The sequence below is a fragment of the Barnesiella propionica genome (assembly GCF_025567045.1).
In the GTDB taxonomy this organism is placed as follows: domain Bacteria; phylum Bacteroidota; class Bacteroidia; order Bacteroidales; family Barnesiellaceae; genus Barnesiella_B; species Barnesiella_B propionica.
Window position 1 is genome coordinate 182469 of the sequence record NZ_JAOQJK010000003.1, and the last position, 23995, is coordinate 206463.

At 43.5% G+C, this 23995-nt stretch carries 25 protein-coding genes and 2 tRNA genes; 5 read left to right on the forward strand and 22 right to left on the reverse strand.

Annotated elements, in window-relative coordinates; all coding sequences use genetic code 11:
* Positions 1-218: 218 nt before the first annotated feature.
* Positions 219-291 (reverse strand) — tRNA-Phe (locus OCV73_RS05470).
* A 172-nt stretch (positions 292-463) separates the two neighbouring features.
* On the opposite strand from OCV73_RS05470, the gene OCV73_RS05475 reads away from it, so the two are divergent.
* The 4 genes from OCV73_RS05475 (at position 464) to OCV73_RS05490 (ending at position 1686) form a co-directional block, all read left to right on the forward strand.
* Positions 464-537 (forward strand) — tRNA-Pro (locus OCV73_RS05475).
* 329 nt (positions 538-866) lie between these two features.
* The gene (gene rplU / locus OCV73_RS05480) at positions 867-1181 is read left to right on the forward strand and encodes a 50S ribosomal protein L21 (RefSeq protein ID WP_147550084.1); all 315 of its coding nucleotides are present in this window, start codon (positions 867-869) and stop codon (positions 1179-1181) included.
* Between the two features lie 22 nt (positions 1182-1203).
* Positions 1204-1461: a 50S ribosomal protein L27 gene (rpmA, locus tag OCV73_RS05485; RefSeq protein ID WP_147550087.1), complete on the forward strand. Its 258-nt coding sequence runs from the start codon at positions 1204-1206 to the stop codon at positions 1459-1461.
* A gap of 102 nt (positions 1462-1563) precedes the next feature.
* On the forward strand, positions 1564-1686 hold the full coding sequence (locus OCV73_RS05490; RefSeq protein WP_256435671.1) for a hypothetical protein: 123 nt from the start codon (positions 1564-1566) through the stop codon (positions 1684-1686).
* A gap of 47 nt (positions 1687-1733) precedes the next feature.
* Here OCV73_RS05490 and OCV73_RS05495 read toward each other — a convergent pair whose 3' ends face one another.
* Positions 1734-3794 carry a hypothetical protein gene (locus OCV73_RS05495; protein ID WP_147550090.1) on the reverse strand — a complete coding sequence of 687 codons (2061 nt, stop codon included), beginning with the start codon at positions 3792-3794 and terminating at the stop codon, positions 1734-1736.
* 162 nt (positions 3795-3956) lie between these two features.
* Positions 3957-4538: a DUF4251 domain-containing protein gene (locus tag OCV73_RS05500; protein WP_262512882.1), complete on the reverse strand. Its 582-nt coding sequence runs from the start codon at positions 4536-4538 to the stop codon at positions 3957-3959.
* Between the two features lie 291 nt (positions 4539-4829).
* Here OCV73_RS05500 and OCV73_RS05505 point away from each other — a divergent pair, with 291 nt between their 5' ends.
* Positions 4830-5303 (forward strand): low molecular weight protein-tyrosine-phosphatase, encoded by a 474-nt coding sequence (locus OCV73_RS05505; RefSeq protein ID WP_147550093.1) that lies wholly within the window; start codon positions 4830-4832, stop codon positions 5301-5303.
* A gap of 17 nt (positions 5304-5320) precedes the next feature.
* Here the strand turns inward: OCV73_RS05505 and trpA are convergent, their stop codons facing one another.
* From trpA to OCV73_RS05600, 19 genes are all read right to left on the reverse strand, one after another.
* Positions 5321-6094 carry a tryptophan synthase subunit alpha gene (gene trpA, locus OCV73_RS05510; RefSeq protein WP_147550096.1) on the reverse strand — a complete coding sequence of 258 codons (774 nt, stop codon included), beginning with the start codon at positions 6092-6094 and terminating at the stop codon, positions 5321-5323.
* Between the two features lie 7 nt (positions 6095-6101).
* Positions 6102-6734, reverse strand: a complete 633-nt coding sequence (locus OCV73_RS05515) for a phosphoribosylanthranilate isomerase (protein WP_147550100.1) — start codon at positions 6732-6734, stop codon at positions 6102-6104.
* Positions 6724-7512, reverse strand: coding sequence for an indole-3-glycerol phosphate synthase TrpC (gene trpC, locus OCV73_RS05520; protein ID WP_167551221.1), 789 nt, complete (start codon positions 7510-7512; stop codon positions 6724-6726). The genes OCV73_RS05515 and trpC overlap by 11 nt, the downstream gene beginning before the upstream one ends.
* Positions 7508-8503, reverse strand: coding sequence for an anthranilate phosphoribosyltransferase (gene trpD / locus OCV73_RS05525; RefSeq protein WP_147550106.1), 996 nt, complete (start codon positions 8501-8503; stop codon positions 7508-7510). Before trpD ends, trpC begins: the two co-directional genes overlap by 5 nt.
* A gap of 7 nt (positions 8504-8510) precedes the next feature.
* Positions 8511-9083, reverse strand: coding sequence for an anthranilate synthase component II (locus OCV73_RS05530; RefSeq protein ID WP_147550108.1), 573 nt, complete (start codon positions 9081-9083; stop codon positions 8511-8513).
* Between the two features lie 24 nt (positions 9084-9107).
* Positions 9108-10508, reverse strand: a complete 1401-nt coding sequence (locus OCV73_RS05535) for an anthranilate synthase component I family protein (protein WP_147550111.1) — start codon at positions 10506-10508, stop codon at positions 9108-9110.
* A 12-nt stretch (positions 10509-10520) separates the two neighbouring features.
* Positions 10521-11717: a tryptophan synthase subunit beta gene (gene trpB / locus OCV73_RS05540; RefSeq protein ID WP_147550115.1), complete on the reverse strand. Its 1197-nt coding sequence runs from the start codon at positions 11715-11717 to the stop codon at positions 10521-10523.
* A gap of 319 nt (positions 11718-12036) precedes the next feature.
* Positions 12037-12402 (reverse strand): hypothetical protein, encoded by a 366-nt coding sequence (locus OCV73_RS05545; RefSeq protein ID WP_147550118.1) that lies wholly within the window; start codon positions 12400-12402, stop codon positions 12037-12039.
* Positions 12403-12552: 150 nt separating this feature from the next.
* Entirely contained in the window at positions 12553-13788 is a 1236-nt protein-coding gene (locus tag OCV73_RS05550; protein ID WP_147550121.1) for a 3-deoxy-D-manno-octulosonic acid transferase, read from the reverse strand.
* 43 nt (positions 13789-13831) lie between these two features.
* Positions 13832-14917, reverse strand: a complete 1086-nt coding sequence (locus OCV73_RS05555; protein WP_147550124.1) for a hypothetical protein — start codon at positions 14915-14917, stop codon at positions 13832-13834.
* Entirely contained in the window at positions 14914-16431 is a 1518-nt protein-coding gene (gltX, locus tag OCV73_RS05560) for a glutamate--tRNA ligase (RefSeq protein WP_147550126.1), read from the reverse strand. Before gltX ends, OCV73_RS05555 begins: the two co-directional genes overlap by 4 nt.
* Positions 16432-16571: 140 nt before the next feature.
* Complete coding sequence (gene xseB / locus OCV73_RS05565) at positions 16572-16775, reverse strand: exodeoxyribonuclease VII small subunit (RefSeq protein ID WP_147550127.1); 204 nt, start codon at positions 16773-16775, stop codon at positions 16572-16574.
* Entirely contained in the window at positions 16772-18094 is a 1323-nt protein-coding gene (xseA, locus tag OCV73_RS05570; RefSeq protein ID WP_147550128.1) for an exodeoxyribonuclease VII large subunit, read from the reverse strand. The genes xseB and xseA overlap by 4 nt, the downstream gene beginning before the upstream one ends.
* Positions 18095-18100: 6 nt before the next feature.
* Positions 18101-19690 (reverse strand): S8 family serine peptidase, encoded by a 1590-nt coding sequence (locus OCV73_RS05575; protein ID WP_147550129.1) that lies wholly within the window; start codon positions 19688-19690, stop codon positions 18101-18103.
* A complete protein-coding gene (mnmA, locus tag OCV73_RS05580) occupies positions 19687-20805 on the reverse strand; it encodes a tRNA 2-thiouridine(34) synthase MnmA (RefSeq protein WP_147550506.1) in 1119 nt (372 codons plus the stop codon). Before mnmA ends, OCV73_RS05575 begins: the two co-directional genes overlap by 4 nt.
* Positions 20806-20918: 113 nt before the next feature.
* Complete coding sequence (ispF, locus tag OCV73_RS05585; protein ID WP_147550130.1) at positions 20919-21398, reverse strand: 2-C-methyl-D-erythritol 2,4-cyclodiphosphate synthase; 480 nt, start codon at positions 21396-21398, stop codon at positions 20919-20921.
* Complete coding sequence (porV, locus tag OCV73_RS05590; RefSeq protein ID WP_147550132.1) at positions 21395-22603, reverse strand: type IX secretion system outer membrane channel protein PorV; 1209 nt, start codon at positions 22601-22603, stop codon at positions 21395-21397. Before porV ends, ispF begins: the two co-directional genes overlap by 4 nt.
* Positions 22604-22701: 98 nt before the next feature.
* Positions 22702-23307, reverse strand: coding sequence for a fumarylacetoacetate hydrolase family protein (locus tag OCV73_RS05595; RefSeq protein WP_147550134.1), 606 nt, complete (start codon positions 23305-23307; stop codon positions 22702-22704).
* A gap of 5 nt (positions 23308-23312) precedes the next feature.
* Entirely contained in the window at positions 23313-23963 is a 651-nt protein-coding gene (locus OCV73_RS05600) for a redox-sensing transcriptional repressor Rex (protein WP_147550136.1), read from the reverse strand.
* Between the last annotated feature and the right edge of the window lie 32 nt (positions 23964-23995).

A 23995-nucleotide genomic window follows, 5' to 3' on the forward strand; every position in this document is an offset into this window, starting at 1 on the left:
ACCGGTAGCTCTGTTATGCAGAACAACATAGCACACGTAAATAATGAATTAGATACTATATAGCGAAACATCCAGGACTTTCTAAAACCGTTCCCTGAATAAACCGGATAAAGATTTATAGTTTGCTTTAATCCCACTATTCCGCTCATTCCTGAAATAAAAAATCCCTGAACTACTGTGAAGTTCAGGGATTTGCGTTGATTTTCGTTCTTTTGAAGTGGTGCCACCAGGAATCGAACCGGGGACACAAGGATTTTCAGTCCTTTGCTCTACCAACTGAGCTATGGCACCATCATTTTTGCGAGTGCAAATGTAAAACAGTTTTTTGAATTTGCCTAATTTTAAGTCTACTTTTTTCCAAAAAAATTAATACCAAACTATTTTACATGAAAAGTAACGTTTTTTTCTTCTTTCTTTTTTTGTTTTCCAAAGTTTATATATCTTTGTACCCGCAAAACGCAACCGGGGTGTAGCACAGTTGGCTAGCGCGCCACGTTCGGGACGTGGAGGTCGGATGTTCGAGTCATCTCACCCCGACAGAAAAACGGTAAATGAAGTTCATTTACCGTTTTTTCTTTTTATAAAAAGAAAAAAAACTTATACAACCCGAAAACATAAATCATAAATACTTTAACACCTGCCATAGAATATAGACATCCAAACGATACGATGAACCTGTATCCGCCCAAACTCAGAAACCTATAGTCAAAAAGCAGCATATTAAATATTCCCGAGAAAAAGCCTCAAAAGCTTGCATAAAAGAAAACAAAGACTTAATTTTGTGCGCTGATTCTGAATCGGGTAGTGTAAGAGGTACTGAAAGATGTCCCACCCGGCAGAGATAACCTGTAAAATAATAAAAACAGATGTACGTAATTGTAGAAATTTTAGGACAACAATTCAAAGCCGAAGCCGGTAAAAAATTGTTCGTTCACCACTTTGAAACAGAAGCTAACGCTACTGTTGAATTCGACAAAGTATTACTGGTAGACAAAGACGGTGCTATCACCGTAGGAGTACCTACCGTAGAAGGAGCCAAGGTTGTTTGCGAAGTTAAAAGCCCGCTCGTAAAAGGTGAAAGAATTATCGTTTTCAAGAAAAAAAGAAGAAAAGGTTACAGAAAACGTAATGGCCACCGCCAACAATTTACCGAAGTGTTAGTTAAAGAAGTTGTTGCTTAATCCCCAGTAAAATTCTAAGAAAATGGCACATAAGAAAGGTGTAGGTAGTTCGAAGAACGGCCGTGAATCGGAAAGTAAACGATTAGGAGTTAAGATTTTTGGCGGTCAGGTTGCTAAAGCAGGCAATATTCTGGTTCGTCAAAGAGGGACAGTTCACCATCCGGGTGAAAACGTAGGTATAGGCAAAGACCACACATTGTTTGCATTAGTAAACGGCACAGTGGTATTCCGTAAGAAAAAAGACAATCGTTCTTATGTTTCTGTGGAACCTATGAACTAATGTGAGTATACATTAATACAACGTTATAAACGGCGCGGATAACTAATATCTGCGCCGTTTCTTTTTATCATTGAATGACATCAAATCCAGAATCATGCAAATATGAAAAAAGCAGGAAAGCCGGGGAGTAAAATTACAATCGTAAATAGAAGTAACTCCGCCGATAGCCTGCTTAATTCACACTACTATCTGATCAATATGAAAGACTGGAGAGCCGGGAAGTAAATTACAATCGTAAGTAGAAGTAACTTCACCGATAGCCAGTCTGTATTTCAAATCATATATTTCAAAATTTCGGTATAACTTTTTACAAAATCGTCATACATAAATCCACGCACATTTTCTTCCTGGACAAATACCTGCTCTCCCCTCGCTTTCACATGCCATGAAAGCAGATCATAAACCGAAAGCACCGGAGCATCCATATATAACCGCAACGCACCGGTTACGCCAGAAACATCCTGCGTACTTACCGGTATAGAGCGGCTATCTATATCCAGAATGATATATTCCATCGTTTCAAGATCTACAGCCATAGCTATGACATTCGATTCTTCGGACGAAAGTTTAAAACTGTTCTTAACAGCCGAGGGTATCCATATATCATTCGCTTCGGGATATTCACGTTCCATATAACCGAATACGGGATGCGCCGACTGCATGGAACGTCCTTCATAGTTGCGCACGTCTATTATCACATAGCGAAAACATTCCCGGGCCTTATCTATTATTACGTCCACATATTCGGCACAATCTCCCTGACGAAAACGAACATCACCCGAATGCACGGCATAATCGGTACTCTGCGAGCGATTCCAGCTAATATGCTCTATCGTTTTTCCCACAAATGTAGCTGAAAGATCCAGATCTTCTTTCCCTTCGGCATCTTTCCAATGCACATAAAAACGCAGCACCTTCGCTTGTTCATTCGTAACCGGAATCCGGGTTCCCCTTACAGCTACCCGCAAACCGGAAGACATACTTCTCATATTAGAAGGCAACGGAATATCCCGCAGCTTTTCGTCTATATAAACTTTACCCAAAGACGGGAGACGGGAGAAACGATTTAACAATTCATCATGAACAATATTCTGTACACGCACAGTCAAATCCTTTTCCAAGGGGGGCAGTACAGGAAGTTCCACAGGGCGGCGATGTCCTTTTATATAAATGCTCCTGATTTTGTCCGGCTCGTTGCGCCGCCCGAAATGTATATATAACTCATACAATACTTTTCCTGAAACTTTTCCCGCCACATCCTTCATAAAAACAGACAGGACGATATCCGTAGTATCCGTATTCCTTAAAAGCGAATCTAAACGACGCGCAAACTCACCCGGACGTTCAGCCAGCATACTAAGATATTCCTTTTCATCCGTTACCCCATTCAGCCGGGCATACCAGCTTCTTGCACTATTGTGCCGTATCGAATCAAAAGCAGCAACGGCACGGGGATATATCTTACGATATTCACCCGGATGTAATCTTTCTCCTAACCGTTTCCACCGTTCCGCTTTCAAAACCATCTCTCCCGCATCACAGGTAGAATCTTCCAGGTATTGCAATATTTTCTTTCTTTCCCGACGGGAATATGAACGAAAACGAAATAATTCGCGTCTGGGGTTAGGCTTCATCTCATCGGTCCAGGCATTTGCACGTACCTGTACGGGGGGTACCGGAGGAAGCATAACATCCCCGCCGGATAAATATACGGCAAAACGCAACACATCGGTAGCTGTTTTTAATTTCACAGGCATATCATGAGCCGCAAGCATACACAAGGTTTCCTTGAAAGGAATCTCGGCAGGCAGCCATTTCGCACAGTCCGGTTCATTCTCCATGAACCATTCTAAAGTCTGTTTATCATCAGAAGTCAAAGACTGATTAGCCCCAGAAAGATCCGTAAATATATTCATAAAATCCTCACGGGTTCCGCATTTTATCATGCGATAAGACGGAAATTCGAATGCTGCGGCTCTCTGCTCCGTCCAGCTATCCGGGATAAATGTTCCCTGGCTCCAATAATGAACCAGCTGATTCATCAGCAAATCTTCTTCGCTCATGGACATGACCTGTTGAGGAAAACCATCGTATAACGGACGATAATCCCCGTCTCCCATACTTTCCTTCAGAAAAGGCATCACCTCGGTATAGAAACGAAGAACCTGCTGCTCGTCGGCCTCCTTTACCCGCCGATACGCATCGGCATCCAGCATATAGCCCAGACGCATTAATTCCATCTGGATAACCGGAGCCAGACGTTCATTCCTTCCCCCTTCGGAAAGGATGATCCATCCGTAACGCAATGCCACAATATTTCGGGTCAGTTCCATATATTTAAATTTAACAACACAGGTCGTTTTTAGCAAATATAACTTATTTACACCGCTTTATCAAAGATTTGCAGATATTTCTGATAAACGTCTGTCATATCGGTCTGTACATCCGATCTCAAAACGAACATTTATCCGTACAGTTACAATCTTTTCATCAACTTACAAGGACTGCCCCTGAAAAATTCCCGACTGGGAATAAGGAACAATATATCCGTCCAGCGAAATCGTCCTTGAATTAAAGTTAGGAGTTACGGTAGCCGTTGCTTTGTTACTTCCGCCCCAAAGAGTAATCTGCACCTGTACGGATGTAACCGTTCCCATGATATTCATCGAAAAAATAACATTCCCTTTCTTATCGGTCTTCATCTTTACATTCGATGGTTGTCCTTCAACCGTAACACCTCCAATACCGTTGGGACCGGCAAGCATAGGATGAAATGCGACCTGAACCACTGCTTTTTCTTTATTCATAGAAATAAAGTTAGTATTGGCATTTACATAGGCAACTTTACCCCACTTAAAAGTGAGCCGGTCCGCTTCCAGAACGAATGTACTATCGGCGATAGATACGGCAGCGTTATGGTACAAAATAGAGTCCTGAAGATCCTGCAACCGTTTTTCACTCTCTTTTTTCAACTGCCGGACCTCTTTTTGCATCTGTCGGGAACCATTCGTTACCGCTCGTGACTGACACACGGCAACACTACAAAACAATAAAATCAACAATAATACCTTTTTCATAACCATACCGTTTTACGTGTTCACAACAAATATAACAAACACTTATATTAAAAGGTGTAAAACAAAAATATGTTTTGTATATTAAGTAAATACAACAATTATAATTAACAGATTTCCATATTGCCCCCCGGTTTCACCCGATGATTTAAACTATCGTACGGGATAAAACAAAGAATGACACAAGAAACAGGATTTAAAAGATTTATGTAATTTTGCAAATATATTTCCCTTTAACGGGATATGCTGTTTATAAAAAATATTGGACTCTTATTCTTAAAACTAAAAATGATAATGAAACCTCATACCAAAATACTTTTCGTTTGTCTGGGTAATATATGCCGTTCTCCGGCAGCAGAAGGCATCTTCAAACAACTATTGAAAAAGAACGGCATAGAAGAACGCTTCGACGTGGATTCGGCTGGAACATACGGAGGGCATGCAGGAGAATTACCCGATCGCCGTATGCGGGCACATGCGGCCCGGCGTGGTTATAACCTTCTTCACAAATCCCGGAAAATACGGCCCGAAGATTTCGATACATTCGACCTGATTATAGGTATGGACGATTATAATATCGATACCTTGCGTTCGCTGTCACCCACTCCCGAAACCGCCGGAAAGATATACCGTATGACCGATTTTTGTGAACACTACCCGGCAGACCATGTACCCGACCCTTATTATGACGGAGCCGACGGCTTTGAGAATGTTTTGAACATACTGGAAGATTCTTGTGAAGGGCTGCTGCGGAAATTATCGGAATAATATTTCACGGAATATTCTCATTTATCCAGTACAGACATCAATTCCGATACCGCATCTTTCACCGATCCGTTCCGTTCCAGACATTTAATAAACATACTGCCTACAATACCGCCACTGCTGTAACGGCAAACTGTCTCATAGGTTTCGGGATTGGAAATACCAAATCCTATGAGTCTGCGATTCCTGAAGGAAACAGAATCCATCTTTTTAAAATAATCCTCCTGTTCCTTGCTGAACCGTTCTTTAGTTCCTGTTGTGGATGCGGAAGAAACCATATAAATAAAACCTCCGCAATTTTCATCTATCAGCATTACACGCTCCAGGGACGTTTCGGGAGTGACGAGCATGATCACAGGTATATCGTACCGGTCGCAAAGCATCTTATAATGTTTCATATATTCGTTAAACGGCAAATCCGGAATAATCAGCGCATCGATTCCAGTTTCCCGGCAACGCTCAAAAAGAGCTTCCATCCCATATTGCATCATAGGATTCAGATACCCCATCAATACCAAAGGTAAACGGCACACCTTACGCGCTTCTGCAACCTGATCAAGTAGCAACGATAAGGTCATACCGTTGTTCAATGCCCGGGAACTGCTCCGTTGTATCACTTCACCATCCGCCATAGGATCTGAAAAAGGCACACCGACCTCTATCATATCCACACCCTGTTTTTCTAATTCACAAATAATTTCCACCGTACTCTCTTTTTCGGGAAACCCGGCGGTAAAATAAACCGACAATATATTCCGGTCTTTATTCCCGAATAATAATTTCAATCTGTTCATATGTTTTCTATTTATCGTTCATCATTCTAATTTTTTTTATAAAGGTTCCCAACATTCGTATATCTTTCACTCCGGGAACTATTTCAAAACGACTGTTCAGGTCTATACCAACGAATCCGGTACGGCTAAAATAACCTATCTTTTCAATATCTTTTGCCGATATACCGCCACTTAGCAAAAAAGGGAGTTTTCCTGTATAATGATTCAATAACGCCCAGTCGAACGGTACACCCGTACCTCCCCGCTTAGTACCGGAGGCATCGAACAAAAGTCCGTCGCACGCATTTTCATACAAAACCGCATTCCCAATATCTTCACTCCCACCCACTCGTATCGCCTTGATAACGCGACAACCGGAATTCCTCAGCCGGAAACATTCTTCAGGCGACTCATCACCATGTAATTGAAGTGTATGCAGATTATACAGGGAAACTATACGCAATATCTCTTTCCGATCCTCATTAACGAATACACCAGTTCTTTCTATTTCGTCCGGCAACATTTCCACTACTTCCGGAGATATACTACCGGCATAACGCGGAGAGAACGGATAAAAAATGAAACCCATCATATCCGGTTTCAACCGGGCAACATCCAGGATATTCCCGGCATGGCACATACCGCAAACTTTAATTTTCATCTCTCAGGAATTCACCGAGTGCAACTGCCGGATCTGCTTCTTTCATAAACCGTTCTCCGATCAGAAATCCGTTATATCCGACCTTTCTCAATTCTTTTACCACCTGCATAGAGGTAATACCGCTTTCCGAAATCTTCACAAAATCTTCCGGAATCTCCCGGGCCAATTCGAACGAAATATTCACATCCGTCACGAAAGAGCCCAAATCCCGGTTATTCACCCCGACTACGTCTACCCCGGAAAACAAATAATCCAGCTCAGTTGATCCATGAACTTCCAGCAACACTTCCAGTCCCAGCTCATGAGCACATGCTACGAGCTCCCTGCAACACCCGTATTCCAGAGCTGCAGCAATAAGCAGTATAGCATCGGCTCCCCAGGCTGCCGCTTCTTCCACCTGATAAGAATCTATTATAAAATCTTTCCGTAATAAAGGTATATCGGCACATTCACGAGCCATCATCAAATCGTCACAACTTCCTCCGAAAAAAGAAGTATCGGTGAGTACCGAGCATGCTGCAGCTCCGGCACGGACATAGCTTGGTATGACCACATCCGCACTGGCTTTCTCCTGAATGAATCCCCGGGAAGGAGACTTACGTTTGAATTCGGCGATAATCCCGCAGGAAGAAACCGTCAAACTATCCTTCAGGGAATATTTTTTCCTGCTATAGTTCGGAGAATTTTGTAACAGAAGGGAAGGCACCAGAGACTTCCTCCGCTTTATTTCATCCCTTTTGTTCTCCAATATCTTATCCAGTACATTCATATCTTTAATTATTGATTTTCAGAAATTTCGAGAACGCCTCCTTAGCTTTTCCCCCGTACAAAGAATCAGAAGCCTGCATCCTGGCATCTTCAAAATCCAGCCGGGGACATAAGGTCTTTATGGCAAAAGCCGCATTGGCAATAACACAATCCATTTGTCCCGGTGCAGCATCTCCGTTCAGAACACGATCAAAGACCCTGGCAGCTGTCGCTATGCTCTCTCCACCCGATAATTCTTCAGGTCGGCAGGTCCGGAAACCCAGCTCTTCAGGAGCATATATACGGTCTCCCGATCCGTTAGACACTTTAAAAGGAGACGTGAGCGATATTTCGTCATAACCATCCAAAGAATGTACGATCGTACAATTTATTCCGTTTTCCTGACAGATGTAATTATACAGACGCAACAGCTTAAGATTATATACCCCTAATAACTGATAACGAGGCATAACCGGATTCACAAGAGGTCCCAGCATATTAAAAAAAGTCCGTACTCCCAGCTGACGCCGGACATTTCCTACGCTCTTAAGCGCAGGGCTGAAAAAGGGCGCATGCAAATAACTGATATTACACACGTCCAGAGATTTACGGAGAACATCTGTCCTGTCGGTAAATTTCACTCCGTGATACTCCAGAACATTCGAAGCACCGCTCACCGAACTAGCTCCGTAATTACCATGCTTGATGACTTTATAACCCGCACCCGCAACAGTAAAACAAGCCGCCGTAGAAATATTGAACGTATTTTTTCCATCTCCTCCCGTTCCTACGATATCTATCGCATTTTCCACTCCCAAATCCACAGGTACACGCCTTTCCAGTATGGCCTCCCGGAACCCAGCCAATTCTTCGGTTGTAATGCTCCTCATAAGAAACACCGTCATAAACGCCGACAACTGGCATTCATTATACTCACCATCCGATATATGAAGCAGAATATGCCTGGCCTCTTCCCGGGTAAGATTCTTATGTTCGAACATTTTATATAATAAATCTTTCATCTCAGTTCTATTTAGTTATCGTTAGCCAGTTCTTCATCATTCCGGCTCCTTTCGGGGTCAACACCGATTCCGGATGGAATTGTACACCGCGGACATCATAAAAACGATGGGCCAGAGCCATAATTTCTCCCTTGTCATCTTCAGCTGTCACCGCGAGACAATCGGGTAAACCGTCCCGTTCCACTACCCACGAATGATAACGTCCCACATCCATACGATCTCCCAATCCTTCGAATAAAGGGTCTGGAGCAATAATACGTACCGGAGTGGCTATTCCGTGATAGACTTTATCGAGATTTCGCAAATGAGCTCCGAAACACTCTCCGATAGCCTGTTCTCCCAGACATATTCCCAGAATGCTCTTTTCCGCAGCATACCGGTACAGCAGTTCGGGAAGTAGCCCCGACTCGCAAGGTAATCCCGGTCCCGGAGAAAGAATGATCTTATCATACCGTCCTATTTCATCCAGCGTTATCTTATCGTTACGGTAGACCTCTGTCTCATATCCCAGTTCCCGCACCAGATGAACAATATTATAAGTGAACGAATCGTAATTATCAAAAACCAATATCTTTTTCATATTCATATTTCTTTTCAAGACTCATTAAAACCGGGCGGCATATTCCACAGCCTTCATCAATGCACCCAGTTTATTATTCAACTCCTGTAATTCTCCCTCCGGATCGGAGTGAGCCACAATCCCTGCTCCTGCCTGGGAGTACAGCCGGTTTCCGTAACTCAAAAAACTGCGGATGGTTATAGCCTGATTCAATGTACGGTCAAAACCCATATAACCGATACATCCGCCGTAAGTAACCCGGCTATGGGGTTCCAGCGTATCGATAATTTTCATGGCCCTTACCTTAGGAGCTCCGCTCAGCGTTCCCGCCGGGAAAGTATCGGCGAACAACCGGATAATATCCGTTTCATCGCTAACCGCAGCACCGACACGGGAAACCATGTGTATAACATGAGAATAATACTGTATCTGCCTCAGGAATTCGATCTTCACTTGTCCGGCTCCCCGGCTCAGATCGTTACGGGCAAGGTCTACGAGCATAATATGTTCGGCATTTTCTTTTTCATCCTCCAATAATTTCCGGGCAAGTTCAGAATCCCGGCTGTCGTTCCCGGTACGCTTGAATGTACCCGCTATCGGGTCTATATATGCTTTCCCTCCTTTTACCCTTAAATGAGTCTCGGGAGAAGAACCGAATATCCTGAAACTTCCGAAATCGAAATAAAAGAGGTAAGGAGAAGGATTGATACAACGCAAAGCCCTGTACACATTGAAATCGTCTCCATGAAAGCCCCGGCTGAAACGCCGGGAAAGTACCACCTGAAAAACATCTCCCAGGCAAGTATGCCGGATTCCTTCTTTTACCATGTTCATATATTCTGCATCGGTTATAGGAGACTCCACATCATTTTCCGCCCCGAATGTATAGACCGCCACATTATTATTCCGCATAACCCCTTCCAGCTCTCCGATACGGGAGGTTTCCCCCGGTGACGAATTCTCTATGACAGTCAATTCATTTTTATAATGATTCACCACAATAATAAACCGGAACAGCATATAGAGCATGTCCGGAATTTCCCGGAACCTTTCTTCCCGGGAGCGGATCGTCACACTCTCGAAATAACGTACGGCATCATAAGCGGTATATCCGAAAAGACCGTTGATTCCCATTTCATTTTTTCCCACCTCATAACTTTCTGTATAATTCTTCAGACTTTCCACCACACCGTAATTCTCCGTTATAAACTCCGTAGCAGCCGTACCGTCGGGATAAGTATAAGATATCTTTCCCTCGGACACTTCAAAACGGGCAACAGGTTCCACTCCTATAAAAGAATAACTATTCTGTGTGGTATGATAATCGGAACTTTCGAGCAGCACCGACTCGGGATACATATCCCTTACTTTAAGATAAATTCCGACGGGCGTCTGTAAATCGGCCGGGATAGTTTTAATTAAAGTATTCAGCTTATATTTTTTCATATCCGCCTCTTATCAAACATTTGACATCCGTTCCTTTTCCCGCATATACGTCTGCATATCCTTATCTCCGCGTCCTGAAAGATTGACTACCACAATATCGTCGGGAGCAAATTTTTTCCGTTCCAGGACAGCCAGTGCATGAGCCGATTCCAAAGCAGGAATAATACCCTCCAGACGGGTCAGGCGAAACGCCGCACTCAAGGCTTCGTCATCTGTAACAGCCAATACTTCCGAACGCCCCTCCTCCGCTAGGAATGCATGCATGGGACCTATTCCGGGATAATCCAAACCGGCCGAAATAGAATAGGGTTCCGTAATTTGTCCGTCCGGAGTCTGCATAACGAGCGTACGGGCACCATGTATAATGCCTTCCCGCCCCAAATGGATAGTTGCCGCAGACCGGTCCGTCTCCAATCCTTCACCTGCAGCTTCTGCGACAATCAGCTTTACCGCAGGCGTATGCAGAAAATGGAAGAAAGCTCCGGCCGCATTACTTCCTCCACCCACGCAAGCAATTACATAATCGGGATTCTCCCGGCCCTCTTTCTCCTTTAACTGGTATTTTATCTCTTCACTTATCACCGACTGAAAACGGGCGACCATATCGGGATAAGGATGAGGACCCACCGTAGAACCTATTATATAATAAGTGTCCGAAGGATGGCAGCACCAGTCGCGTATAGCCTCATTCGTAGCATCTTTCAATGTCTTATTTCCGCTATACACCGGAATCACCCTGGCTCCCAGCATTTCCATCTTTTCTACATTCGGACGTTGGCGCTCTATATCTACGGCACCCATATACACGATACATTCCATATTCATCAAAGCACATACGGTAGCAGTAGCGACTCCGTGCTGCCCGGCTCCTGTTTCCGCAATGATCCTGCTCTTGCCCATCTGGCGGGCCAGCAATATCTGACCTATCGTATTATTAATTTTATGGGCTCCCGTATGATTCAGGTCTTCCCGTTTCAAATATATTTTTGTTCCATAGCGTTCGCTCAGACGACGCGCCGGATAAAGAGGACTGGGACGTCCCACATAATCCCGCAATAAATTCCGGTATTCCGCCCGGAAAGAATCTTCATTCATCACCTTCAAATACTCATTGCGAAGCATTTCCACCTGAGCATATAATATTTCCGGAACATAAGCGCCGCCGAACCGGCCATACAACCCATCTTCATTTACATTAAAGTCTTTCATATCATTTTAGTTTATCAATTTTCCAGATACCAAAAACGAGAAAAGGCTACCGGTGATCCGATAGCCTTTTCTCGTATATTGTAAAATCTACTCCTGTATTACTTACATACATAACAAAGCTGCGTCACACCGGTATAAATCGATGAACGCCACCACCATGCTATATTTGCAAACAAAACTGTCATATTCTTTTTATTATTTTTTTCTGTTCGATGGGAGCAAAGTTCTAAATTATTTTTAATAAAACAAACAGAAATCCGGAAATTTATCTGGTTCGCTATATTTCAAAAGAATCCTGCGATCCTTATAATTTACGGATTCACCATTCAAACAACCTCACTTCGTCCCCCCCTTTGTGTACGAACCAGCACGATACTGTCCGGCAACCAATACAATTCCGACGCCGACACATAAAATACATCATCGTGTCGTTTAACAAAGCTATACGATAACTCTTGATCGTTCTCCTGTCCTGATTACAGTTACCGATCCTCAATACCGCCTTATTCCCTTTACGGGACAACATTTTTACGGAACCCTGGTCGATAGCCTTCCATAATAGAACACATAGGTATAATCGCCGATGATTTTTCCACTTTTCTCCGGCGGTAATAAAGTCATAGAAAAAACAGATTCTGTCGAATCGGGTACATATTCCCAATTCCACCGTCCGCTGAAATCCCACTGTTTAACGGAATTTTGTCCCGGAAGACCGACGGATAAGAACACAGCGACCTACACAAATATTATTTTTCTCATATCATTTATGCAACTATAAAAAAATAATCATACGCAACCGGAGTTTTCTAACGTTTATTCCGGCAACAACTATAGTTTATTTTATATCGAACAAATGTGCCAGTATCTTTTTCGTAGCACCTGCATGAGATTCTATATAACGCACGGCAATATCCCCGGACGATTTCAGGTAAGCACTATCCAGTAAAAATTTATCCATCAGCCGTTTAAAAGTCTGAGGTTCCGAAACCGTAAAGCCTCCGCGCAGGGAAATAAGATCCCGGGCTTCCTTAAAGCGGTGATAATTAGGGCCGAAAATAACAGGAACTCCATAAACCGCAGCCTCCGCGATATTATGTATTCCGGCACCGAATCCTCCCCCTACATAAGCCATCCGGCCGTAAGGATACATCGACGATAACAACCCGAAACAATCGATAATAAGACAATCGGCATTTACTGCACTCTGTTCGGTCGCCTGACTATAAAGAACGTATGGGCGTTTAAGCTTGGTCCGGATGGAATGAAGATGAGCTTCATGTATCTCGTGAGGAGCCAATATCAACTTCATTTCGGGATGGCGGTTGAAATAATCGATAAATATATCCTCGTCCTTAGGCCATGAACTACCGGCCACCAGAACTTTATCACACCCTTTCACAAAAGCCTCCACTACAGGAAGTTTCTTTGCCTGCAAACGGATATCCATTACCCGGTCGAACCGGGTATCCCCGACTACCGACACAGCATTCACACCTATACCCGAAAGCAGCGTACGGGATGCTTCGTCCTGAACATAAAGATGTGTAAAATTCCGCAATATCCGGCGGAAATATCCTCCGTAAGGACGAAAGAATATCTGGGAAGGACGGAATATCGCAGAGATTATATATGTGGGGACACCCCGTCTCTTAAGCGCATTGAGATAATTCGCCCAGAATTCATATTTGATAAAGATAGCCTGGGAAGGTTTTACCAGATCGAGGAAACGTTCCACATTCCCGGGCAGGTCAAAAGGCAGATAACAAATAAGGTCGGCTCCTCGATAATCTTTCCTTACTTCATAACCCGAAGGGGAAAAAAATGTAATCAGTATTTTTTTTTCGGGATAGGCTTTCTTCACCGCTTCGATCATCGGACGTCCCTGTTCGAATTCCCCCAAAGAAGATGCGTGTATCCACAAGTATCCTCCCTGAAGATCGACATTTTTTTCCAGATAAGCAAAAATGTTTTTCTGCCCGTCGGATAATTTACGGGCTTTGGGATTACGCGCTGCTACTAATGAAACAGCTTGTTTGTAACAATAAATACCAAAATTATATAATAGTCTCATGTACACAGAATTCTTTTCCCGTCCATATGGCAAATAATACGGGTTATAGTATATTTTTCAGATATTTCCCTTTTCTGCGGTCTTTATTACCGTAATTGCCTATATTGACACGGACAATCAACTGCTGCTGGAAATCCAGATATCCGGGCGTATAATGGAGATTAAGGGAGGCCATACAGTTTACAAAACCATTCCTGAATATATAAGCATACACATCGGTGCGGTTATAGGTACGGGACTGGAAGAAAGGGTCTCCCTGGTTCAGAAGAGTTCCGAACTGTTCATAATAAGGCATTTGCACACCGCCATGGTAAAATGTGTTTTTGAGTCCGAGAAAACGCCATTCGGCCAACAAGTCTATCAATATTCCCTGCGGACGTTTCCATCCGTCGTCGGTTCCTCTCCGGCGTTCCAGACTCAACAAATAACCGCATTTCAGAGTAAGCGAATCCAGCCCGGTACGGCAGGATAAATCCAGTCCTACATAAGGATTAAATATAATATCATCGGTAACTGTTTCCGACTCGGGAGATTTACGGGCACGGGCCAGATGATTCATGACGGCACGGCCTCCCATAAAAAACAAGGAGACAGGCTGCCAACGGCCGTTACCTGCTACCATAAAAGCTTCGCGATCGGTATTAGTCTGCATTCTTCTCCAGTCCACATACATTTCGACAAATCCTTTCGGCGCCACATACTGGAACAAAGCTCCCTGTATATTCGGCCGGAAATAAGTCAACGAATCATATTGTAAATAGGAAGGAGCATTTTCTATCAGCTGGGTACGGGGAAAGAAACCGAATGACATGCGAAAACGGTCACCCCTGTAACGATAATAAACCGTAGGTACGAACTTCGCCTCTTTGCTTTTCGTCCCGATAGGCTGTATCCAGTTCACACCTCCCATAATAGTGTGGAGCGTGTCATCCGACAAAGCCAGCCCGACCTCAGGAGCCAGCCGGGTAGCGAATATCGTTTGAGGAATTACGCCTTTATAACCGTACTCCCGGTTGTCAAAAAAACCGGCAAAATCGACATCCCACAAAAATTTCTGGGCCGGAGATACCGCCGTCCATAAAAGACAAGCAAATATCATTGCACACCTGATTGCTATTTTCTTTTTCATGACAGCCGTTCTATTGCCTTTCTGATACGGGAGATTGTTTCATCTTTACCCATGATCTCCGTTATATCGAACATATGCGGACCTTTACATTCCCCCACTACAGCCAAGCGGAAAGCATTCATTACATTTCCCAGATGATAACCTTTCCCTTCTATCCAGGTTAATACTTCTTTTTCTGCAGGAGCTGAAGTAAAGTCGGGAAGAGATTCCAGAATATCTATAAGTTCCGTCATTTGCGCAGGAGTTTCCTCTTTCCAGCGCTTCTTTACCGACTTCTCCTCATAGGTATCGGGAGCTATGAAGAAAAACGCTGTCTGGTCCCATAATTCTTTTACGAAACTTACCCGGCCTTTAACCAGAGAAATAATACGGGCAACAACCGATTTATCGGCCGTGATCCCTTTTTCGGCAAGAAGGGGCAAGAACAAATCCGCCAATTCCTCGTCGCTTTTTAACTGTATATATTTATGATTAAACCATTTTCCTTTTTCATAATCAAACTTTGCACCGCTTTTACTGCATTTCTCCAAAGAGAAAAGCCGGACGAGCTCATCCATCGACATGATCTCCTGGTCATTCCCGGGATTCCAGCCCAGCAGTGCCAGGAAATTTACGACAGCTTCGGGCAAATATCCCGACTCGCGATATCCGGAAGAAACTTCTCCCGTCTTAGGATCGTGCCACTCCAGAGGAAAAACAGGAAATCCCAGACGGTCTCCGTCGCGCTTACTCAGTTTTCCTTTCCCGTCCGGTTTCAGCAGCAAAGGCAAATGAGCGAATCTCGGCATCGTATCCTCCCACCCGAAAGCCCTGTATAGCAAGACATGCAACGGAGCCGAAGGCAGCCATTCCTCCCCCCGGATCACATGAGAAACTTCCATCAGATGATCATCCACAATATTAGCCAGATGATAGGTCGGCAGATTATCGGCCGATTTATATAAAACTTTATCGTCCAGTACAGACGAATTAATAACGACTTCCCCACGGATAAGGTCATTCACCTGAATATCTTCTCCCGGTTCTATTTTGAAACGTACAACATACTGTTTCCCCTCAGCGATAAGTGCATTTACTTCGTCTTTCGATAAAGTCAAAGAATTGCGCATTTGCATACGGGTAGAAGCATCATATTGAAAATTAGAAACTTCCTGACGTTTTGCATCCAGTTCTTCGGGTGTATCGAAAGCAATATAAGCTTTACCGTTCTCCAAAAGGCGGTCTACATACTTACGATAAATTTCTTTCCGTTCGCTCTGGCGGTACGGACCGTATTCTCCTCCGTAGCTGACACCCTCGTCAAATTTGATGCCCAGCCATTCCAGCGATTCGATTATATACGCTTCCGCTCCCGGAACAAAACGCTGGGAATCGGTATCTTCTATACGAAAGATCATATCACCGCCATGCTGACGGGCGAACAAATAATTATAAAGGGCAGTACGCACACCACCTATATGTAAAGCTCCCGTAGGACTAGGTGCGAACCGCACCCGTACTTTTCTTTCCGACATACTCGATTATTTTTGAAAAACGTCACAAAATTATAGTTTTTTTTTGATATTCAGTCCTTTTATATATTTAGATTCAACAGAATATCTTACAGGGATCAAAAACCGGACCCGGTCTTTAGAATACAGCTTTGGGACAGACCCTATTCTTCCAACTCTTCCAACATCTTTTTGAGTTCCTCATCGGTCTCATATAATCTGGATTTACAATAACGAAGCAATTCGAGCGAACGTGTCGTATAAGCTTTCAGCTCGTCTATTTCACATTCGTTGTTCTGTAACCGCGAAACAATCTGCTCCAGTTCGGCTATCGCCTTGGCGTAAGTAGGTTTATCGTCCTTTTTCATCGCTTATCTTTTTTTATTTTTTCTACATTAGATTCTATTCTGCCATCGGCCAGCCAGGTTTCGAGTTTATCACCGGGCAATACATCTTTTACCGAGTTTATTACCTTGCCATCTTTCAACGTAAGGCTATACCCTCGCCGTAGTACCGATTCGGGTGAAATCAGGTCAATCACGTTCCGCATCATATCCAACCGGTTTTTCTCTTTTTCGATACGGAACTTTACAGCGTTCCTGATATTTTCGCCCGACCGCTCCAGCCTGTATTTTTCATTTCGCAACAGAACTTGCATCTTTTCCGGTATTTCACGGTATAACAAAACTAACCGGTTCTTTTCTCCGTTTATCCGGCGTTCTACAAGCACAGGCATGGCTGAAGCCGTTTTTTGTAAGAACGCCTTTTCCCGGGATAACGTATCATTGATTCCTTTCAGACAGGAGATTTGCAATTCATTCAAATATCTTGCGGTTTCGTCCACCTGGTTTATCAGCCATTCTGCAGCGGCGGTAGGAGTTTTCACTCGCACATTCGATATACAATCTATCACGGTATCGTCTCTTTCATGACCTATTCCCGTTATAACCGGAAGAGGGAACTGAGCGACATTAGAAGCTAACAGGTAACTGTCGAAACTGCTCAGATCGGAAGTAGCGCCTCCCCCCCGGATAATGACTACCCCGTCGAACAATTCCAAATGACGGTGTATCCGGTTCAATGCATCGATGACCGATTCTTCGGTCTGAGTGCCCTGCATCACGGCCGGGAATAAAACCGTATAGAACCGATAACCGTATTTATTATGATGTAACTGATTCATAAAATCGCCGTACCCTGCGGCTGTAGGTGACGAAATAACCGCAATACGCTGAGGAAGCGGCACCCATTTCAGCTCTTTATTCATATCCGCCACTCCATCTTCTTCCAAAGAACGAAGGACTTCTCTTCTGCGACGGGCGACATCACCCAAAGTATATACAGGATCAATATCATGCACAGTAAGAGAATATCCGTATAATTCATGAAACACGACACTCACCTGCACCAAAACTTTCAATCCGGGCATAATACCCTGACCTGTCTCCTGTTCAAAAGCCTCCTTTATGAGCCGGAAAACGGGAGCCCATATAATTCCCCTGGCTTTCGCAATAATCTGGTCCGAGCGGCTATCCTTTTCTACGAATTCCACATAACAATGCCCCGAATAATTGACATGAACTTCGCTCAATTCCGCATGTACCCAATAACGTTCCGGCAAAGAATCCGCCAAGACACTGCGCACCAAGCTGTTAAGCTCTAATAAAGAATACATTTTACCGGTCATATCCCCCTACCGTTTTATTATTTTACCCTGTACTTTATTAAGATCATCCCATACGGCCCACACATAGATTCCCGGAGGAACGACTGCAGACGAAACAGACAAACTATTGTCATGAAAAAGCGCCACACACCGGTTTCTTCCGTCAGGAGAATACAATCCTAAACGTACATTCCCGGAGTGTTTCCAGTTCTTTAATACGAAGGTCAGTTTATTACCGGAATCATAACACTGCACCTCAGGTATATTAATTCCTATCTCTTCCGTACCCGAAGCTACATACGCCTGATAAAAATCCGGAACACCATACCCCCTCAAAGAATCGGGAGCAGAATAAGTAGAACCGCTTTTTCTTATAACATCTCTCATTTCCGAGGCAGAAAGATGCGGAAGCGCTTGCCAGAGGCAAGCAGATAATCCGGCAATAATAGGAGTGGAAAAAGATGTCCCGGATTCAGTAACAATAGCCCCTCCCGGACTTATTAAAAAAGTCTGGTCCCCGATACCGGTCACATCGGGCTTCACTCTGCCGTCCTGGCAAAATCCTACTCCGGTAAAATAGGCAGGGCGTAAATCTCTGCTGATCGCACCCACGGTAATTACAGATTCCACATCTGCAGGAAATGTAATTTTCCGCCACAATGAAGAACCTTCATTCCCCGCACTGGAAAAGATAAGAAGCCCCTTCGACGCTCCTATTCCGGCTGCCTTGCTGATATAGGTCGTACGACCGTCCAATTCATCCCAACAATGATTCATCGAAGTGTCATCGAACGTATAATAGCCTAACGAACTCGTTACTATATCTACTCCCACACTATCGGCATATTCGATAGCGGCTGTCCAATAATCTTCTTCGACCGGAAATTCCGAATCGTTATCCTCACTACGCAACAACCAGTAATCGGCACCGGGAGCAGTACCCATATACATGCCTTCCCAGCAGCTTAACATAGCGGACAAAACCTGGGCGCCGTGTTTATCGGAATTCCGGTAATCAAAAACTCCGGTTACGAAATCTCTCGTCCCTTTGATACGGGCCTGATCAAATGTTCTGTTCATATCTACATTCTGGAATCCGGCATCGATAACGGCGATTGTCATGCCGCTACCTGTATAACCGGCGGTATGCAGTTTATCCCCGTTATGTAAAGCTATTTGCTCATAAGAAACTCCATAGGAGGAAGATTCCGTTTTTTCCATATACCGGGATTTCCGTAGCACCGGATTTTCCAGATCATCCCGCCATACACATTCAACTTTATCTATAAAAGGTAATTTTTGTAATGCATCCGCTTCTTTTCCTTCTTCGGAATAAACAGTCACCGTATTGAGCCAACGGGAGGTAACAAGTATTTTCAGTCCGGTATCTTTAATACGATCTATATAAACAGGAGAGACGGGAAAGTCGGTACTGTCAACGGAAATATTTTGTTTTTCCCGCCTCGCAATCGCTTTTTCCGACAAATACGCTTCGGGATACTCCAGTGAATAAGGGGTGTCTCCCTTATCCGATAACCATATACGATACTTAAATGCCGATTGACCGGACAAACAGATTAATATACTGAACAAAAATGTAACGAACAGATTTTTCATATTGTATCTTTATGATATTTCTTCAAAAACTTCTGATCGGCAATAATTCCACCGCCGGCAACTTTATCTCCTTTATAAAAAACAGCCGATTGTCCCGGAGTTACCGCCGAAGCATCTTCTAAGAAAGAAACGATCCACTTATCTCCTTCTGCCGGACTGGCTACAGCAGCAATCGCCGGACTCCTGTAACGAATGCGTACCGACAGTTCTTCTGCAGAACTCAGTAAACTTTTGTCGTGAATCAGAACATCTTCAAGCAACATTTCCGATGCAAGCAGATCCTTTTTATTTCCCAGCCGTATAGTGTTTTTTACAGGATTGATACGGGTTACATAAGCCGGTTCTCCTAAAGCTATCTCTAATCCTTTACGCTGACCTATCGTATAGAAAGGAAAACCTTTATGCCGGCCCAGTTTACGTCCTATGTGATCTACAAAAAATCCGCCTTCTACCCTTTCCTGCAAATCAGGAAGCATTGTTCGCAGAAAATCACGATAATCCTTTTCGATAAAGCAGACCTCCATACTCTCTTTTTTCTCGACCTTTTCCTTATATCCCCGGTCCAATACATACTGTTTGATCTCTTCTTTTGTCCAGTTCCCTAAAGGAAACAGAGTACGGGACAATTCGCGCTGTCCCAGTTTCCACAAGAAATAAGACTGGTCTTTTTTTTCATCCAGACCTCTCTTAAGCATATAAATACCGTTCTCGCAATCAATCCGGGCGTAATGGCCGGTAGCGACCCGGGAACACCCGAGACGATCTGCCTCATCCAATAAATAATGCCATTTGAAATGAAGATTACACATTACACAAGGATTGGGAGTACGTCCACGAAGATATTCACCGATAAACTCCTGCACGACACCGGCACGAAATTCCGAACGCACATCCAGCGTATAATGTTCTATCCCGAGACGGGAAGCTAATTCACGTGCCTCAAGAACATGATTAGGCTCTTCCTGGCCGGTAAAAGAAAAATGAGAAGGGATATCCCACATACGCATGGTAAGCCCTATTACGTCACAACCCTGCTCCTTCAAGAGCATACACACAGCCGAACTGTCTATACCACCGCTCATACCAACCAACACACGTTTATTCATTTCCCGCATCCCTAATCTTTTATCAATAGTTCTCACAAAAATAATAACTTAACACGCTATTATAAAATAAAAAAAGGAATATTACAATAATATTCCCTTCTTACCGAATGTTTTCATTCGGGTTATATTTTCTGCAACAAGACGACGGCATAGGCCGACATGCCTTCCTCACGTCCCGTATAACCCAGTTTCTCTGTTGTCGTCGCTTTTATAGAGATATCTTCTTCATCTACCTGCATACACTCTGCCAGTATTTTCTGCATCCGGGGAATATATGCCTTTAATTTAGGACGTTCGGCACAAACGGTCATATCGGCATTTCCGAACTCATATCCTTTCTCCCGCACCAAAACCATCGTTTCACGTAAAAGTATCTTACTGTCAATATTCTCATATTTGTCGGATGTATCGGGGAAGTGATACCCTATATCTCTCAGATTAGCAGCTCCCAGCAAAGCGTCGCATAAAGCATGAATAAGTACGTCGGCATCGGAATGTCCCTGCAGGCCTGAGGTATGTTCTATCCGGATACCTCCCAGCCAGAGTTCGCGCCCCGGAACCAGCTTGTGTACGTCAAATCCGAATCCTACCCGTATCTTCATCTTCTATGTCCTATCAAATCTCTCAATCCGTCCATATCGAAAGATAAAGTAAACCGTAAGGTCTGATCCAACGGACTTGTCTGTGCCGTTGCTACCATATACGCTGCATCTATTCTTAAGACATTCAAAGAAAAACCGGCACCGAACGAAAAGAATTTACGGTTCCCTTTAAATTTGTTCTCATTGAAATAACCGGCACGTATAAAAAACTGTTGATTGTAAGAATATTCGGCTCCTATAGAAAAATTAATTTCCCGGAGTTCCTCTTTGAATCCGCCGGGTGCGTCGGAAAAAGATTTGAATATTCCCTTAATCGGGGACATCGCCTGATATTCATCTTCTGCAACATCAAAAGCTTCATCCGATTCATAGTCCGATCTCTGAGGACGAGTCGGAACCAGAAGTTTATTCAAATCAAGATTCAACGATATCGTATTATATTCGGCTATTGGAAAAAGAAACGAAGTTCCTAAACGCAAATTCGTTGGAAGGAAAGCGTTGTTATTTCCACTGTCATAAGAAATTTTCGTACCTATATTGGAGATATTGAATCCCCACGACCATTGACATTCGTTTCTCCCTATTATAGGGTAAGTCGTATAATAACCGGCAATATCGGCCGAAAAGGCAGAAGCACCCGAAGCATCTGAAGCACTGCTCCCGTCATAGTGAAAACCAAGATCGGAATAAATATAACGAAAAACCACACCCATAGAGAATTTCTCCGACAATTTCCGGGAATATCCCAAGTCAAATGCCATTTCATAGGGATTTATAGAACCCGTAGCATTACCCTCCGTATCGTTTGTTATTATTTCACCTAAAGAGAAGTAGCGAAGTGACGCACTCAATGCCTGCAAATCACTACTGCCTAATTTCCAATAACCGGCTACATCGGCCAGGAAAATATCATTGACCAACTTACGTAACCAAGGCGTATAGGAAAGAGATACACCGGCCTGGCTATAGGCAAAAGCATACTTGGCAGGATTCCAATATTGGGAATTAACGTCCGGGTCGGTAGCCGCACCCAAATCACCCATAGCTGCGGCACGCGCGTCCGGGGCGATGCTAAGAGAAGTTACCCCCGTACTGATAGGATTGAATTCATTTTTTGTCGAATTTGCATTTTCTTTTGCATTAGCGACCGTCACCGCCGACAATATACATACCAAAAGTACTATACTGATTCTTATTCTGCTCATATTTTTGTTTTTTGTCTCTGAATACTTATAATAAACAGAAATAAACCCCTGTTTATTGTCTTTCCTCTTTTGTTTTTTTCCGAATCGGCCGAAAGAAATCATTTTATCCGAAAATCAAGCAGTTTTTCATCTCCGATATAGCCTGTCAAATGATCATTAATTTTTACCGGACCTACCCCCGAAGGTGTCCCGGTATATATAAGATCGCCTATTTTAAGAGTAAAAAAACGACTTACATACGCAATTATTTCATCTATTGAAAAAATCATATCCTCCGGACTTCCCTGTTGCACGATTACATCATTTACCCGAAGAGAAAACGGAGTATGCGGGGCCAACGAAGATACGGGAATAAAATTACCTATAACCGCAGAACCGTCAAAACCTTTGGCTATTTCCCACGGGGAACCTTGTTCTCTTTGTCTTTGCTGAATATCCCTGGCGGTAAAATCTATCCCCACTGTTATTTCATTATAATAACGGTAAGCAAACCGAGCCGCTATATTCTTACCTAAACGGCAAACCTTGACAACTAATTCCGCCTCATACTCGATCCGTTGTGAAAAATCAGGTAAAAAGAAAGGTTTTCCGTCTTTTAACAAAGCGGTTTCGGGTTTCAAAAAAATTACAGGTTCGGAAGGCATACCCTGCCCCATCTCTTCATTATGATTTTTATAGTTCCAACCTACGGCGATGATCTTCATGAACCTTATTTCTTCAAACTGTTAAGCCGGTTAAACATTACAGCCAAATGAGCATATATGGAAGTGTTCTGGATAACGATATTTTTAGGAACCCGGATACGATACGGAGTAAAATTCCATACAGCTTTCATCCCTCCGTCAATCATCATCTCGGTCGTCGATTGAGCTTTATCTACAGGAACCGTAAGAATTCCTATCTGGGCTCCGTATTCCTTTTGTTTCCGTGACAATTCGGAAATATGGAAGACCGGTATCCCATTCACTTCCTTACCTATAATATCGGATCTGACATCAAACCCGGCTACTACTTTCAAGCCGTACTGAGACAATCCCGAATCTTGTAACAAAGCTGCACCCAGACTCCCGACTCCAAAAATGAAAGCTTTATGCACAGCCGTAAAACCCAGAAAATTTTCCAAGACATCCACCAGGGAATTCACTTCATACCCCACACGAGTTTTACCGGATATATTGATAAAAGACAAATCCTTAGCGATCTGAGAAGCATCAACATTGATTTCTTTTGCGATTTGCGTAGAGGAAACATATTCTTCCCCCCTGTCTTTCAACAGCTTCACATATGCCAAGTACCAAGGAAGCCTCCGTAAAGAAGGTTCCGGTAATTTGATATTTGATTTCGATTCCAGATCGCTCATAAGTCTTTTATTTAAGCAACGTGCAAAAATAC